Genomic DNA, 15,563 nt, shown 5'->3' with positions numbered 1-15,563 from the left:
CGACGAGACCCCACATGACGCATGACGAAATACTTGCCCGGTTCGGCCCCCGCGAAGCGATGGAATACGACGTGGTCGTGGTCGGCGCCGGTCCTGCCGGCCTCGCCACCGCCATCCACCTGAAGCAGCTGGCCGCCTCGCACCACAAGGAGATCTCGGTCGTGGTGCTCGAGAAGGGCTCGGAGCCCGGCGCCCACATCCTGTCGGGCGCGATCATGGATCCGCGCGCGCTCTACGAACTGCTGCCCGACTGGGAGGAGCTCGGCGCGCCGCTCAACCAGCCAGTCACGCGGGACACCTTCCTGATGCTCTCCGAAACCGGCGCCACGCGCACGCCCGACTTCCTCTTGCCCAAGGTCTTCCACAACGAAGGCAACTACATCGTGAGCCTGGGCAACGTGGTGCGCTGGCTCGCGCAGCAGGCCGAGGGCCTGGGCGTCGAGATCTTCGCCGGCTTTCCGGCGGCCGAGGTGCTCTACACCGAAGACGGCAAGGTGCGCGGCGTGGCCACCGGCAACATGGGGATCGGCAAAGATGGCGAGCCGACCGAGAATTTCCAGCTCGGCATGGAGCTGCATGCCAAGTACACGGTGTTCGCCGAAGGCGCGCGCGGCCACCTGGGCCGCCAGTTGATCGCCAAGTACAAGCTCGATGCCGGCAAGGATCCGCAGAGCTACGGCATCGGCATCAAGGAGCTGTGGGAGATCGACCCCGCGCGCCACGAGCCCGGCCTGGCCGTGCACACCGCGGGCTGGCCGCTGCCGCCGGACACCTACGGCGGCTCCTTCGTCTACCACGCCGAGAACAACCAGCTGATCATCGGCTACGTGGTCGGCCTCGACTACCAGAACCCGCACCTGAGCCCCTTCGAGGAGTTCCAGCGCTTCAAGACGCATCCCAACATCCGCTGGTACTTCGAAGGCCAGGACAAGGGCCTGAAGGCGCCCAAGCGTTTGAGCTACGGCGCGCGCGCCATCACCGCGGGCGGCCTGCTCTCGCTGCCCAAGACGGTGTTCCCGGGCGGCGTGCTGGTGGGCTGCGACGCCGGCTACCTCAACGCGAGCCGCATCAAGGGCAGCCATGCCGCGATCAAGACCGGCATGCTCGCGGCCGAGGCCGCCTACAACGCCGTGGTGGCCGGCCGCCAGCACGACGAGCTCACGGCCTACCCGGCCGCCTTCGAGAAGAGCTGGCTGCACAAGGAGCTTCACAAGGCGCGCAACTTCAAGCAGTGGTTCAAGAAGGGCCTGACCGTGGGCACGTTGATGACCGGCATCGAGCAGTACGTGCTGCGCGGCCACATCCCGTGGACCATCCACCGCCACCAGGCCGACCACGAGCGCCTCAAGAAGGCCTCGGCCTGCAAGAAGATCGCCTATCCCAAGCCGGACGGCAAGCTCACCTTCGACCGGCTCTCGTCGGTGTTCATCAGCAACACCAACCACGAGGAGAACCAGCCCGCCCACCTGACGCTGAAGAACGCCGCAGTGCCGACCGAGATCAACCTGCCCGAGTACGACGGTCCCGAAAGCCGCTATTGCCCGGCCGGCGTCTACGAGTTCGTGGAGGGCGAGAACGGCAAGCCGCGCCTGCAGATCAACGCGCAGAACTGCGTGCACTGCAAGACCTGCGACATCAAGGACCCGACGCAGAACATCGTCTGGGTCACGCCCGAGGGCGGCGGCGGGCCGAACTACGTCGGCATGTAGCAGCCGGCGATTTTTTTCGGGCGCCGGTGCGTCCGATTCGCGAGCGGTGACGTAAGTAGGTGCAGGACAGCAATTGCGCTGTCCGCCAACCTCACCCCAAGGACCTCGACGTCATGAACATCACACTCCATCGCATCCTCGCCGCCGTCAGCCTGGCGCTCGCCGCCAGCCAGGGTTTTGCCGCCGACTCGCTGCCCGCCCCGGCGCCGGCCGCCAAGGCCGCGCCGGCCGGCAACAAGCTCGCGCAGGCCCGGGCCCTCATTGTCGACAGCAAATGGGCCGCCGCCGTCAGCGAGCTCGAAAGAGTCAACGACAGCGCCAGCGCCGACTGGAACAACCTCATGGGTTTCAGCCTGCGCAAGTCCGGCACGGCCAAATGGGTCGCCTCCGAGAAGTACTACGACGCCGCCCTGCGCATCGACCCCGGCCACCGCGGCGCGCTGGAATACTCGGGCGAGCTGTACCTCTCGATGAACGATCTGCCCAAGGCCGAACAGCGCCTGGCGGCGCTGGGCCGGGCCTGCGGCATGTCCTGCCCGGAGTATGGCGATCTCAAGAGCTCGATCGAGAGCTACAAGGCCAACGGCAAGAAGAACTGAGCGCGGTGCACCTAGCGGGCTACCAGGAACACGTAGTCCGCGCTGTAGCGCTCCTTGCTGCGCTTGCCGACATCGGCCTGCGTTTCGCAGCCCCTGGCCGGGGCGCTGCCGCCCACGGTGTTGATGCGCTGCACGCCGGAGACGCTCGCCATGCGGCCCGCGGTGCCGGCCGATTTCGCGGACAGCAGCAGCCATGGAATGTCGGACGCGCGCGGCGCATCGGCACGCGCCTTCACCGCCCCCAGCGTCTTGCTGCCGTCGAGCGCGGTCCAGTGCGGCCCGGCGCCATGCGTGCCCACCTTCTCGCCGCCCGGACCGAACAGGTCCGCTTCGGGCGCCACGAACTGCCAGGCCCAGCCGCCCTTCTCGGCGGCACGGCACTCGTAGATCTGCGAGCCGGTGGCATGCCAGGTGAAAGCCGCGCGCTCGCCGGCGGGCGCCTGGATGGCGGCGGGCAAGGCCGCAGTGCGAGCGCTGGGATGGCCCGGCTCCGACATGGAAGAACAGGCGCCGAGCGCGGCGGCACCGAGCAGGGTCGCGGCAAGACGAGGGATTCGCGGATTCGATTTCATGGCATCTCCTGGGTCGATGGAATACTCGGCCGCATGAATAGAAATATTCTGAACCTTCAGCAGCTGATCGCCCAGGCGGCGCGCGGCGACCACGCCGCCTTCGCCGAGATGTACGAACGCACGCACGTGCATCTGTTCGGCATCGCGCTTCGCATGCTGGGTCAACGGCAGGTGGCCGAGGACGTGCTGCAGGAGGCTTATGTGAGCATCTGGAAGAACGCCGCCAGCTACCGCTCCAACATCGACGGGCAGGAGATCCAGCCGATCACCTGGCTGATCGCGATCGTCCGCAACAAGGCGCTGGACGCGCTGCGCGTGCGCACGCGGCGCAACGAACATGCATGGACGGAACAGGACGAACACGAGCAGCAGCAGGAGAACGCGCACGCGCCCGACCCGGCGCCAAGCGCCATGCAGCTGCTCGAACAGGCGCTGCAGGCCCTGCACATCGAAGGCTGCATGTCCGCGCTGGACGGCAGCTTCCGCCAGAGCCTCGCACTCGCCTACTACCAGGGCCTGTCGCACAGCGAGGTGGCCGCGCAGATGAACGCGCCGCTGGGCACGGTGAAGGCCTGGATACGGCGCGGCCTGGACAAGCTGCGCGCCTGCCTCGCGACACAGGGGGTGGCGCCGTGAGATACACCGACACCCGATTGCTCGACGAGCTCGCGGCCGCCTATGTGCTGGGCACCCTGGCGGGCGGTGCGCGGCGGCGCTTCGAACGCCTGCAGCGCGACCGCAGCGACGTGCGCGGCCTGGTGGCGCAATGGGAAGAGCGGCTGGGGCGGCTGGCCCAGTCAGTGCCGCCGCAGCAGCCGTCGGCCGGACTCTGGCGCGCGATCGCGGCGCGCACGCAGCCTGCACCGGCGCGCTCGGGCTCGGTTTCGTCCTGGCTCAGGCCGGCCGGCTTCGGGCTGGGCGGCGTCGTTGCGGGCGTCATCGCTGCGAGCACCTTGTTCTTCGCAGCGCCGGGGCTTTTCGTGACGAGCGACCAGCTGGCCATGCGCTCGGGCGAGAGGCTGCCGCAAAGCTATGTGGGCGTGCTCACCGATGCGGCAGGCAACGGCAGGCTGCTGGTGAGCTCGCTGCGCCATGGCAGGACGCTGACCCTCAAGGTGCTGGGGCCGATCGCTTCCCTGGCCGAGGGAGAGCGCCTGGTGCTGTGGGCTGTGCCGGCGGAAGGGCCCGCGTTTGCAATGGGGGTGGTGCCGGCGAGCGGGACGGCGGTGTCCCTGCTGCCCGATACCTCGGAGAAGCTTCTTTCCAAGGTGTCGCGCTTGATCGTGACGCGGGAGACCGCTTCGGCGCCTGCGATGCCCAGCGCTGCGGTTGTTTTGAGTGGGAACTGCGCCAAGCTGTGGTGAGGTTCTTTGATTTGTGCGTTGCGCTTGATCTAAGGCCGGAGCCGGACCTTCAAAGGCCCAGTGCCCTCACCCCCACCCTCTCCCGGAGGGAGAGGGTGCAACAGTCATCGCCGGCACGCAACTGCGTCCGTGAAACTCCCGACGTGATGAAGCCTCCCATTGATGCATAGTCATACGTTTGCAACACGTCCACGCTCACAGGAGACTCCCCCCATGAAGTTGAACCGACTGGCCGCCGGCCTCGTCGTCGGCCTCGGTATGGCTTGCGCCGCATTTGCGCAGACCACCACGCTCAAGATCGGCTACGCGACCACCAAGGAATCGCACTACGGCGTCGGCTCCACCACTTTCTGCGACGAGGTCGAGAAAGGCACGCAAGGCCGCTACAAGTGCCAGCAGTTCCCCAACTCGGCACTCGGCGGCGAACGCGAGCAGATCGAGGCCGTGCAGCTGGGCACGCAGGACCTGGTCAACACCTCCACCGGCCCGGTCGGCAACTTCGTGCCCGAGGTCAAGATCGTCGACATCCCCTTCCTGTTCCGCGACTACGAGCACGCGCGCAAGGTGATGGACGGCCCGATCGGCCAGGACATCCTGGCCAAGTTCCCGAGCAAGGGCATCATCGCGCTGGCCTGGACCGAGAACGGCTTCCGCCACATGACCAACAGCAAGCGCGACATCGTGAAGCCGCAGGACGCCGCGGGCCTCAAGATGCGCACGATGGAGAACAAGGTGCACATGGACGGCTACCGCACCTTCGGCATCCTGCCGACGCCGATGGCCTTCCCCGAACTGTTCGGCGCGCTGCAGCAGGGCACGGTCGACGGCCAGGAGAACCCGATTCCCGTGATCCTGTCCTCCAAGTTCGCGCAGGTGCAGAAGCATCTCTCGCTGACCGGCCATGTCTACTCGCCGGCACTGCTGCTGCTGTCGCCCAAGGTCTGGAACAAGCTGTCGGATGCCGACAAGAAGGTCTTCGTCGAAGCCGCCAGGAAGGCCGGCGCGGCGCAGCGCAAGAAGGTCAACGACGACGAGAACAGCGGCATCGCCCAGCTCGAGAAGGACGGCATGAAGGTCGTGCGCACCGTCGACGGTGCCGCCTTCCGCGAAGCGCTGAAGCCGGCCTACACCGGCTATGCCAAGGAATTCGGCGCCGACAACATCAAGAAGATCAGCGACGTCAAGTAGCGCGGCAACGCGCGTGCCGCGTTGCGGCACTCCCGCCCGGTGAACCCGCAGTGGCACCGGGCGGTTTTGTTTTGATATGAAAACCTTCGAACACTACTTTCTGGCCGCGAACCGCTGGGCGCTGATTCTGCTGCTCGCATCAATGTCGGTCATCATCTTCATCAACGTGGGGATGCGTTACCTCACGAGCAATTCGCTCGAATGGGCCGAAGAGGTTTCGCGCCACATGATGATCTGGCTCACCTTCCTCGGCGCCGGCCCGGTGCTGCGCTACGGCGGCCACATCGCGGTCGAGAACCTGCAGGACGCGCTGCCGCCCAGGGGCGCGGTCGCGGTCCGCGCCGTGGTCGCGGCGCTGCTCTTCGCCTTCTTCGGTTTCATGGTCTGGTACGGCTGGCTCTACATGGAGCGCACCATGTTCCAGCTGACCGCCGTCACGCAGATTCCCTTTGCCTACATCTACAGCGCGATGCCGATCGGCGGCGTGCTGCTCATCGTCCACTGGCTTTTGATCGTGCGCGGCTACGTGCAAAAGCGCGAGTTCGCGTCCGACGCGCACTTCGATGCGACCGCGAGCGCCTCGCTATGAACGCCAGCATCATCCTGATCCTGTCGGCCTGCCTGTTCCTCGCGATCGGCGTGCCCGTGGCCTTCGCGCTGGGCCTGGCCACGGCCGCGACGCTGATCCTCGCCGAGTCCTATCCGCTGATGGTGCTGCTGAAGGAAACCTTCACCGGCATCGACAGCTTCCCGCTGATGGCGGTGCCCTTCTTCATCCTGGCGGCCGAACTCATGAGCGGCGGCTCGCTGACCGAGGTGCTGCTGCGCTTCGCGGGCCAGTTCGTCGGCCACCGGCGCGGCGGGCTCGGCTACACCAACGTGGTCTCGCTCACCTTCTTCTCGGGCATCTCGGGCTCGGCGCTGGCCGATGCCGCGGGGCCGGGCTCGATGCTCATCAGGATGATGGAGAAGGCCGGCTACCACCGCTCCTACGCGGCGGCGCTGACGGCCTCGACCGCGATCGTCGGCCCGATCATTCCGCCCTCGATCATCATGATCATCTACGCGCTGCAGGACGACAGCGTGTCGGTCGGCAGCCTGTTCGTGGCCGGCCTCGTTCCCGGCCTGCTGATCGCGGTCGCGATGTGCGTGGTGAACTTCCACGTTTCCAAGCAGCGCAACTACCGCGGCGACGGCGGCATGCCGCCCTGGCGCGAAGTGCTGCTGACCACCTGGAAAGCCATCCCCGCCATCCTGCTGCCGGTGGTGATCCTCGGCGGCATGCGCGCCGGCTGGTTCACGCCCACCGAGGCCTCGGTGGTGGCGGTGTTCTATGCGCTGGTGTGCGGCAAGTTCGTCTACCGCACGCTCGAATGGAAGGCGCTGCCGGACATCCTCGCGCGCTCGGCGCTGCTGTCGGCCTCGGTGCTGATCATCATCGGGCTGTCGGCCTCCTTCGCCTGGATCCTGACCATCGAAGGCGTTCCCCAGTCCCTGGCCGAATGGCTGGTCAGCATGCAGCTCTCGCCGTGGATGTTCCTGATCATCGTGAACGTCTTCCTGCTGCTCTTCGGCATCTTCATCGAGCCCTTGCCCGGCGTGATGGTGCTGGCACCCATCCTCGCGCCGGTGGCCATCAAGCTCGGCATCGACCCGGTCCACTTCGCGATGATCGTGATCTACAACCTCACGCTCGGCATGATCACGCCGCCGGTAGGCGGCCTGCTGTTCGTGACCTGCAACGTCTCGAAGGTGCCGATGTCGCAGCTGGTGCGCGAGCTCGTGCCCTTCCTGTGGGCGCACGCGGCCGTGCTGCTGGTGCTGACCTTCGTTCCGGCGCTCAGCACCTGGCTGCCGCGTTTGTGGGGCTTCAAATAGCGGCAGCGGCCCGGTCATTCACGAGGATGTCATGCGGATCCCCGATGCTGCGGCGCTCGACCCCGAACGCCCGAGCATCAGATGTTCCTCATCAAGACCGAGAAAGCGCGCCAAGAACTCCAGCCGGGCCGCCGCACGCTGGGCCAGCGCGAGCGCGCCCTGCTGCTGATGGCCGACGGCCAGCGCTCGGTCACCGACTTCGGCCAGCTCTTCGGCAGCCGCGACGAGGCCGGCCGCGTGGCGCTGCACCTGGTGCAGGAGGGCTATCTGCATCGTTCGCAACCCGCTACGCCCGCCGTGGCGCCGCCGGTGCTGGCAGCTCCGGCGCCGGACGCGAGCCCCGAGCCGCCGGTCGCGGCGGATGTCTTCGACGGCAAGCGTTCGCTCGCCACCACGCGGATGTTCCTGTTCGACCTGTGCGAGCGCATGTTCGTCAGGCGCGATCCGATCCTGGCCGGGCAGTTCCGCGAGCTGCTGCGTGAAGCGCGCGACCGGGAGTCGATGCTGGCCGCCGCATCCGCCATGCTCGGCGAGATCGAGAAGCTCGCGGGTGCCGAGCGCGCCACGTCGATCCGCGAACGCATCGACAAGCTGCTGCCGCCCCAGCTCGTGCATTGAAATCGGCCCCGACGGCCGCCATGGCCGCATCCGGACAAACTCGGCGTCTCCTCTGACAAGACGAGGAGGGATACTCGTCGCGTCGCGCCCATCCGGCGCCCCAACCCTCCCTTCTTTTTTCTGTCAACAGGCATGACGAACTACGGTTTTGTTCATCTGGAGTACGGGAGTCAGCATCGTGATCATTCGGTCCAGGTGCTGACCAAGCTGCGAAGGCAGTTGGCCGGCGAGAGCGATCGTGTCGTTCTCGCGATCGTCGACAACGCCAGGTCCACCGGAGGCGAAGCATTGCGCAATGCGGAATGCGAGGACGGCTTCGTCATCGCAGGCGACAACTCCAACCGCGAATTCACTGGGTGGGACCAAGGAGTCGCAGCCATTCTTGCCCGCAGCGGCGAGCCCGACGTGTGGATCTTTTCGAACGACACCGTCGCGCGAAACCACGGATGGAGCGAACGCAGGGTGGCCGGCTTCGGCGGTGAAATCAAGAGGCTGGGGCTGCACCCGGGCCCGTGGCTCTTCGGCGAGATCAACGATTTTCCGCGCTCGACGATGACGCCGCTCGGTCCCCTGCTCGAATGGGTTTCGACCTACTGCTTCGCGATGAACGGCAACCTGCGCCGCCAGCTCGGTGCGCTTTCGCCGGGCAACGAATTCCTGGATTCGCTGGTCTACGACCGCTTCGAACCCGAGCACCGTCTGTTTCGCGACAGCGTCGACGAGGCCTATGTCGATTTCGTGTCAGCCTGGCTGATCAAGGACGAGAGCGATCCGTCCAGGCAGCGCAGATTCAAGTGGTCCCACGAATGGCACAAGGCCAGTGCGCTCTCGCCGGAGAACTTCGACGACCTGCGCATGAAGGCGCGCTGCGTTCTCTCGGAGAGCATGCTCAGCGTGCGCGCCCGGCAGCTGGGCGCCGACATCCGCTCGCCCTACGACGCGCGCAATGCCAGAGCGCACATTCGCAGCTCCCTGCAGCTCGTCGCCGACAAGCTGTGGGAGAAGTTTCTGCTCAGGCGGCTGCGCCTGGAGCGCTCCTGAGCGGCCAGGACCGGGCTCATCCCTTACACTCGGACGGGTCAGGAGAGAGCCTCGCAGCGCGGGGCCGCCGAAGGCGCAGGTCCCCTCGAAAAACGGGCCCGAACGCTCAGGCAAAAGGACTGACGAAGCGCCCCATTTTCCGGGCGTTTCCTTGCTGGAGAGAGGCGGCGCATCGCGTTTTTTGTTCGCAGTGCCGTCCACCGAAGGAGCAAACCCCGATCGTGGGGCGAATCTCTCAGGTAAAGCGGACAGCAGGGGTGGCCCATGGCAAGAATGTCATGGATCTGGACTGCCCCTTTGGAGAGTGCCTTGGCCTCCGCATCCGACGATCTGCAAAAGACCCCGCTCTACGACCTGCACCTGGAGCTCGGCGCCCGCATGGTGCCCTTCGCGGGCTATGTGATGCCGGTGCAGTACCCCGCCGGCCTGATGGCCGAGCACAAGCACACGCGCGAGGCCGCCGGCCTGTTCGACATCTCCCACATGGGCCAGCTGCGCCTGGCTGGCCCCGATGCCGCCGCCGCGTTCGAGAGCCTGATGCCGGTCGACGTGATCGGCCTGGCGCCGGGCAAGCAGCGCTACGGCCTGCTCTTGAACGACGAAGGCGGCATCCTCGACGACCTGATGTTCTTCAACGAAGGCCACGACTCGCTGTTCGTGATCGTCAATGGCGCCTGCAAGGTGGCCGACATCGCGCACATCCAGGCCAGGATCGGCGCGCGCTGCCAGGTGCTGCCGATGCCCGACCACGCCCTGCTGGCGCTGCAGGGCCCGCAGGCCGTGACCGCGCTGGCCCGGCTCGCGCCCGGCATCGAGCGCTTCGTCTTCATGACCGGCGGCGCGGTGCAGATCGGCGGCATCGCGGCCTTTGCCACGCGCAGCGGCTACACGGGCGAGGACGGTTTCGAGATCTCGGTGGCCGCCAAGGATGCCGAAGCGCTCGCACGGCTGCTGCTCGCCCAGCCCGAGGTCAAGCCCGTCGGCCTGGGTGCGCGCAATTCGCTGCGGCTCGAAGCGGGCCTGTGCCTCTACGGCAACGACATCGACGAGACCACCACGCCGGTCGAAGCCTCGCTCAATTGGGCGATCCAGAAGGTGCGGCGCACCGGCGGTGCGCGCGAAGGCGGCTTTCCGGGCGCGGCCAAGGTGCTGGCGCAACTCACGGCGGCCAATGGCGTCGCAGGCCACCTGGACCACCACACGCTCAAGCGCAAGCGCGTCGGCCTGGTGGCGCTGGAGCGCGTGCCGGTGCGCGATGGCACGCTGCTCGAATCCTTCGAGGGCGCGCCCATCGGCCAGGTGACCAGCGGCCTGCTCGGCCCCACGGTCGACCGGCCGGTCGCGATGGCCTACGTCGCGCTCGCCTATGCCGAGCCCGGCACCCGCATCCAGGCCATCGTGCGCGGCAAGCCGGTGCCGATGGAGGTGAGCACCATGCCTTTCGTGCCGCAGCACTACTACCGCGGTTGAATTCTTTTCTTCAAGGAGCCTTTCATGAGCATCAAGTACACCAGGGACCACGAGTGGGTCCAGGCGGTCGGCGACGGCGTCGCCACCGTCGGCATCACCGTTCATGCGCAGGATGCGCTGGGCGACGTGGTCTTCGTCGACCTGCCGGAAGTCGGCAAGAGCTACAGCCAGGGCGATGTCGCCGGCGTGGTCGAGTCGGTCAAGGCGGCGGCCGACGTGTTCATGCCCATCACGGGCGAGATCACCGAAGTCAACGAGGCGCTGCGCGCCGACCCTTCGCTGGCCAACAGCGCGCCCGAAGCGGGCGGCTGGTTCTTCAAGATGAAGATCAGCGACGCCTCGCAGCTCGATGCACTGCTCGACGCCACCACCTATCAAAAGTTCGCCGACGAAAACTGAACCGAACACGCCAATGCCGAAGTCTTCCCTGCCCTCCCTCAGCGAACTCGAGAACGCCGAGGAATTCATCGCCCGCCATATCGGCATCGAGGCCGATGACGAAGCGCGCATGCTCGCCGCCGTCGGCTCGACCACCCGCGCCGAGCTGATCGACGGCATCGTGCCGCCGGCCATCCGCCGCACGAAGCCGATGCGCCTGCCCGCCTCGGTGACGGAGGCCGACGCGCTGGCCGAGCTGAAGGCCATTGCGGCGAAGAACAAGGTGGCGAAGAACTTCATCGGCCAGGGCTACTACGGCACCCACACGCCCGGCGTGATCCTGCGCAACGTGCTCGAGAACCCGGCCTGGTACACCGCCTACACGCCCTACCAGGCCGAGATTTCGCAGGGCCGCATGGAGGCACTGGTCAACTTCCAGACCATGGTGTGCGACCTCACCGGCATGGCCATCGCCAATGCCTCGATGCTCGACGAGGCCACGGCGGCGGCCGAGGCGATGACGCTCGCCAAGCGCAGCGCCAAGAGCAAGAGCAACGTGTTCCTGGTCTCGGGCGACTGCCATCCGCAGACCATCGAGGTCATCAGAACGCGCGCGGCGCCGCTCGGCATCGAGGTCAAGGTCAGCACCGTGTCGGAGACCCTGCCGCACCTGATGGCCAGCGGCGATTTCTTCGGCGCACTCGCGCAGTACCCCTCGACCACCGGCCACGTGCACGACCTGCGCCCGCTCGCCGGCCACGCCCATGCGTGCGACGCCGCCTTCTGCGTGGCGGCCGACCTGCTGGCGCTCACGCTGCTGGCGCCGCCCGGCGAATGGGATGCCGACATCGTGTGCGGCACCACGCAGCGCTTCGGCATGCCGATGTGCAACGGCGGCCCGCACGCGGCCTATCTGGCCTGCCGCGACGAGTTCAAGCGCTCGCTGCCCGGCCGCCTGGTGGGCGTGAGCGTGGACACGCAAGGCCAGCCGGCCTACCGGCTCGCGCTGCAGACGCGCGAGCAGCACATCCGGCGCGAGAAGGCCACTTCCAACATCTGCACGGCGCAGGTGCTGCCGGCGGTGGTCGCGAGCATGTACGCGGTCTACCACGGGCCCGAAGGCCTGACGCGCATCGCGCAGCGCGTGGCTGCGCTCACCGCGGTGCTGGCGCAGGGCCTCGAACAGATGGGCCGCGAGCTGGCCAATGAGACCTCCTTCGACTCGCTCACCGTCAAGACCGGCGAGGACACGCCGAAAATCCAGGAGCGCGCGCAGGCGGCAAGCATCAATCTGCGCCAGCGTCTGCAGAACCACCTGGGCATTTCGCTCGACGAGACCACCACCCGCGCCGACATCGAGACGCTGTGGGCCCTGTTCGTGCCTGCCGGCACGCCGATGCCGCGCTTCGACGAGCTGGCCGGCAGCATCGCGCCGCGCATCCCCGAGGACCTGCGCCGCACCAGCGCCTTCCTCACGCACCCGGTGTTCAACACCCACAAGAGCGAGACCGCGATGCTGCGTTACATCCGCAGCCTCTCCGACAAGGACCTGGCGCTCGACCGCAGCATGATCCCGCTCGGCAGCTGCACCATGAAGCTCAACGCGACCAGCGAGATGATCCCGATCACCTGGCCCGAGTTCGCCAACATCCATCCCTTCGCGCCGGCCGAGCAATTGCAGGGCTATGCGCAGCTCGACGCCCAGCTGCGCGCCTGGCTCTGCGAGGCCACCGGCTATGCGGGCATCAGCCTGCAGCCCAATGCCGGCTCGCAGGGTGAGTACGCCGGCCTGCTGGCGATCAAGGCCTTCCATGAAGCCAAGGGCGAAGGGCATCGCAACATCTGCCTGATCCCCTCCTCCGCGCACGGCACCAACCCGGCGAGCGCGCAGATGGTCGGCATGCAGGTGGTGGTGACGGCCTGCGACGCGCAAGGCAACGTCGACATGGACGACCTGAAGCGCGCCTGCGAGAAGCACGGCGACAAGCTGGCCGCGGTGATGATCACCTACCCCAGCACGCACGGCGTGTTCGAAACCCGCGTCAAGGAACTCTGCGAGATCGTGCATGCGCACGGCGGCCGCGTCTACGTGGACGGCGCCAACATGAACGCGCTGGTCGGCGTGGCGGCGCCCGGCGAGTTCGGCGGCGACGTGAGCCACCTGAACCTGCACAAGACCTTCTGCATTCCGCACGGCGGCGGCGGCCCGGGCGTCGGGCCGGTGTGCGTGGTCGAAGATCTCGTGCCTTATCTGCCGGGGCATGCGACGGCAGGCGTCGCGTCCAACGGCGTCGGCGCCGTGTCGGCCGCGCCGCTGGGCAATGCCGCGGTGCTGCCGATCAGCTGGATGTACTGCCGCATGATGGGTGCCGTGGGCCTGCAGGCCGCCACGGAGATCGCGATCCTGAGCGCCAACTACATCAGCTCCCGCCTCAAGGAGCACTACCCCACGCTCTATGCGAGCCCCAACGGCCACGTGGCGCACGAATGCATTCTCGACCTGCGACCGCTCAAGGACACGAGTGGCGTGACGGCCGAGGACGTGGCCAAGCGGCTGATCGACTACGGCTTCCACGCGCCGACGCTGAGCTTCCCGGTGCCGGGCACGCTGATGGTGGAGCCGACCGAGAGCGAACCGCTGGCCGAGCTCGACCGCTTCATCGACGCGATGATCGCGATCCGCGGCGAGATCCGCCGCGTCGAGGAAGGCGTCTGGCCCAAGGACGACAACCCGCTCAAGCATGCGCCGCACACCGCGGCCAGCCTGCTCGTGAGCGAATGGACGCATCCCTACTCGCGCGAGCTCGGCGCCTTTCCGCTTGCCACGCTCAAGGGGGCCAAGTACTGGCCGCCGGTCGGCCGCATCGACAACGTCTACGGCGACCGCAACCTGTTCTGCAGCTGCGTGCCGGTAGGCGAATACGCCTGATTGCACCCGTTCGGGCTGAGCTTGTCGAAGCCGGCCCCGCGCAACAAATTTTTACAAAGAGCAGGGTCGCGCCTGTCGATCCCGCCGTCGCTGCTTCGACGTCCAGGTAGAGCCCCGATTCCAGCGGGCTCCCAACCCCAGGAGAAACGACATGCGATTCATGGTGATTGTGAAAGCGAGCAAGGATTCGGAAGCCGGCGTGATGCCCACCGAGCAGCTGCTCACCGAGATGGGCAAATACAACGAAGAGCTCGTGAAGGCCGGCGTGATGCTGGCCGGCGAGGGACTGCAGCCGAGCTCGAAGGGCGCGCGGGTGCGGTTCGAAGGCAAGCAGCGCACCGTGATCGACGGGCCCTTCAGCGAAACCAAGGAGCTGGTCGCCGGCTACTGGCTGTGGCAGGTGCGCTCGAAGGACGAAGCGATCGAATGGCTCAAGCGCGCGCCCTTCACCGACAACGAAGAGGTCGAACTGCGCCAGGTCTTCGAGATGGAGGACTTCGGTGCCGAGTTCACGCCCGAACTGCGCGAGCAGGAAAAGCGCTTGATGGACGAGATCAAGAAAAAGAAGTGAAGCCACCCATCAAGTCAACGGAGATCCCAAGATGAAATTCATGGTCATTCGCAAGGCCGACCCGGACACCGAGGCCGGCGTGATGCCGACCGAGCAGCTGGTCACCGACATGCTCAAGTACAACGAGGAGATGATCAAGGCCGGCGTGATGCTCGACGGCATGGGGCTGCAGCCCAGCGTCAAGGGCGCGCGCGTCAAGTTCAGCAACGGCAAGCCGGCGGTGATCGACGGCCCCTTCACCGAGGCCAAGGAGCTGATCGCCGGCTTCAGCCTGATCCAGGTGAAGTCGCGCGAAGAAGCGATCGAGTGGGTCAAGCGCTGGCCGCCGATCGACGGCGGCGGCAACGTCGAGATCGAGATCCGGCAGGTGTACGAGGCCGAGGACTTCGGCGCCGAGTTCACGCCCGAGATGCGCAAGCACGAAGAGTGGCTGCGTGAAGCGGCCGAGAAACGCGCCTCGTCCGGCCACTGAGGGCCCTCGACGTATATCCTTGCGGCTCCTCGAAAAGGACTGCTCGGATGAGATACGTGATCCTGCGCAAAGCCGGCCCGCATGGCGAGGCCGGCCTTTTTCCGCCTCTTTCCCCGGTGCCCGGTATCGTGCTGCATGAAAGCGCCGAGCTGCAGCCCAGCGCCGCGGGCGTGCGCATCAGCTTCTCGGATAAGGGGCCGCAACAGACCCCGGGGCCGTTCACCGAATCGAAGCAAGTGGTCGCCGGCCTCAGCATCGTCGAGGCCGACTCGCAGCAAACGGCGATCGACTGGTTGCGAGACGCGCCGGTCGGCGATGCCGAAGCCGAATTCGAGATCCGTGAAACCGGCTGCGCAGGCGGCCTGCCCGGCATCGACCCGTCGGCCGCCGCGACCAAGCCGCGCTTCCTGATCCTGGTGAAGGCCGATGCGGCCACCGAAGCCGAAGCGCCCAGCGACCCGGCGCGGCTGGCGGCCATGGCGCGGCGCAACGACGAAGGCGTGAAGGCCGGCCTGCTGCTCTCGGGCGACGGACTCCGATCGACCGCCAGGAGCACGCGCGTGAAGCTCGCAGGCTGCAGGACCAGCGTGATGGACGGGCCTTTCGCGGAAGCGAAGGAACTGGTCGCGGGCTACTGGCTGATCCAGGCCGATTCGCTGGACGAGGCGATCGCCTGGGTCCGTCGCTATCCCTACGCCCAGGAGCGGCCCGAAGTCGAGATTCGCCCGGTCGTATGGCCATGAACACCGCCCGGCCGCCCGAAGGCGCTCGCAC

The 15,563-nt window shown here is 67.0% G+C and carries 16 protein-coding genes and 2 riboswitches; of the genes, 15 read left to right on the top strand and 1 reads right to left on the bottom strand.

Annotated elements, in window-relative coordinates; genetic code table 11:
- Positions 1–14: 14 nt before the first annotated feature.
- Entirely contained in the window at positions 15–1,709 is a 1,695-nt protein-coding gene (locus ACSQ9A_RS10980; RefSeq protein WP_093109368.1) for an electron transfer flavoprotein-ubiquinone oxidoreductase, read from the top strand.
- A gap of 113 nt (positions 1,710–1,822) precedes the next feature.
- Positions 1,823–2,308, top strand: a complete 486-nt coding sequence (locus tag ACSQ9A_RS10975) for a tetratricopeptide repeat protein (RefSeq protein ID WP_436303666.1) — start codon at positions 1,823–1,825, stop codon at positions 2,306–2,308.
- Between the two features lie 11 nt (positions 2,309–2,319).
- Here the strand turns inward: ACSQ9A_RS10975 and ACSQ9A_RS10970 are convergent, their stop codons facing one another.
- Entirely contained in the window at positions 2,320–2,880 is a 561-nt protein-coding gene (locus ACSQ9A_RS10970) for a DUF3455 domain-containing protein (protein ID WP_436303664.1), read from the bottom strand.
- Between the two features lie 33 nt (positions 2,881–2,913).
- Here ACSQ9A_RS10970 and ACSQ9A_RS10965 point away from each other — a divergent pair, with 33 nt between their 5' ends.
- The 13 genes from ACSQ9A_RS10965 to ACSQ9A_RS10905 all read left to right on the top strand — a co-directional run bounded on the left by ACSQ9A_RS10965 (position 2,914) and on the right by ACSQ9A_RS10905 (position 15,532).
- Entirely contained in the window at positions 2,914–3,516 is a 603-nt protein-coding gene (locus ACSQ9A_RS10965) for an RNA polymerase sigma factor (RefSeq protein ID WP_436295174.1), read from the top strand.
- Positions 3,513–4,244, top strand: a complete 732-nt coding sequence (locus tag ACSQ9A_RS10960; RefSeq protein WP_436303663.1) for an anti-sigma factor — start codon at positions 3,513–3,515, stop codon at positions 4,242–4,244. The genes ACSQ9A_RS10965 and ACSQ9A_RS10960 overlap by 4 nt, the downstream gene beginning before the upstream one ends.
- A 213-nt stretch (positions 4,245–4,457) precedes the next feature.
- Positions 4,458–5,432 carry a TRAP transporter substrate-binding protein gene (locus tag ACSQ9A_RS10955; RefSeq protein ID WP_093109373.1) on the top strand — a complete coding sequence of 325 codons (975 nt, stop codon included), beginning with the start codon at positions 4,458–4,460 and terminating at the stop codon, positions 5,430–5,432.
- Positions 5,433–5,508: 76 nt separating this feature from the next.
- Positions 5,509–6,021, top strand: a complete 513-nt coding sequence (locus tag ACSQ9A_RS10950) for a TRAP transporter small permease (RefSeq protein WP_436303662.1) — start codon at positions 5,509–5,511, stop codon at positions 6,019–6,021.
- Entirely contained in the window at positions 6,018–7,310 is a 1,293-nt protein-coding gene (locus tag ACSQ9A_RS10945; protein WP_093109375.1) for a TRAP transporter large permease, read from the top strand. The genes ACSQ9A_RS10950 and ACSQ9A_RS10945 overlap by 4 nt, the downstream gene beginning before the upstream one ends.
- An 81-nt stretch (positions 7,311–7,391) precedes the next feature.
- Positions 7,392–7,928, top strand: a complete 537-nt coding sequence (locus tag ACSQ9A_RS10940; RefSeq protein ID WP_436303660.1) for a hypothetical protein — start codon at positions 7,392–7,394, stop codon at positions 7,926–7,928.
- 132 nt (positions 7,929–8,060) lie between these two features.
- Positions 8,061–8,969, top strand: coding sequence for a hypothetical protein (locus ACSQ9A_RS10935; protein WP_436303659.1), 909 nt, complete (start codon positions 8,061–8,063; stop codon positions 8,967–8,969).
- Between the two features lie 29 nt (positions 8,970–8,998).
- Positions 8,999–9,101: riboswitch (glycine riboswitch) on the top strand.
- Between the two features lie 12 nt (positions 9,102–9,113).
- Positions 9,114–9,231: riboswitch (glycine riboswitch) on the top strand.
- Positions 9,232–9,242: 11 nt separating this feature from the next.
- Positions 9,243–10,439, top strand: coding sequence for a glycine cleavage system aminomethyltransferase GcvT (gene gcvT / locus ACSQ9A_RS10930; RefSeq protein WP_436306284.1), 1,197 nt, complete (start codon positions 9,243–9,245; stop codon positions 10,437–10,439).
- Between the two features lie 24 nt (positions 10,440–10,463).
- Entirely contained in the window at positions 10,464–10,838 is a 375-nt protein-coding gene (gcvH, locus tag ACSQ9A_RS10925; protein ID WP_436303657.1) for a glycine cleavage system protein GcvH, read from the top strand.
- Positions 10,839–10,851: 13 nt separating this feature from the next.
- Positions 10,852–13,746, top strand: coding sequence for an aminomethyl-transferring glycine dehydrogenase (gene gcvP, locus ACSQ9A_RS10920; RefSeq protein ID WP_436303656.1), 2,895 nt, complete (start codon positions 10,852–10,854; stop codon positions 13,744–13,746).
- A gap of 151 nt (positions 13,747–13,897) precedes the next feature.
- The gene (locus tag ACSQ9A_RS10915; RefSeq protein WP_436295179.1) at positions 13,898–14,317 is read left to right on the top strand and encodes a YciI family protein; all 420 of its coding nucleotides are present in this window, start codon (positions 13,898–13,900) and stop codon (positions 14,315–14,317) included.
- A 31-nt stretch (positions 14,318–14,348) separates the two neighbouring features.
- Positions 14,349–14,789, top strand: a complete 441-nt coding sequence (locus ACSQ9A_RS10910) for a YciI family protein (protein ID WP_093109382.1) — start codon at positions 14,349–14,351, stop codon at positions 14,787–14,789.
- A 47-nt stretch (positions 14,790–14,836) separates the two neighbouring features.
- On the top strand, positions 14,837–15,532 hold the full coding sequence (locus ACSQ9A_RS10905; protein ID WP_436303654.1) for a YciI family protein: 696 nt from the start codon (positions 14,837–14,839) through the stop codon (positions 15,530–15,532).
- Positions 15,533–15,563: the final 31 nt, after the last annotated feature.

Origin of the sequence: Variovorax sp. LjRoot290 (assembly GCF_964253985.1) — a bacterium.
In the GTDB taxonomy this organism is placed as follows: domain Bacteria; phylum Pseudomonadota; class Gammaproteobacteria; order Burkholderiales; family Burkholderiaceae_C; genus Variovorax.
This window is presented reverse-complemented; position numbering and strand designations above follow the sequence as displayed.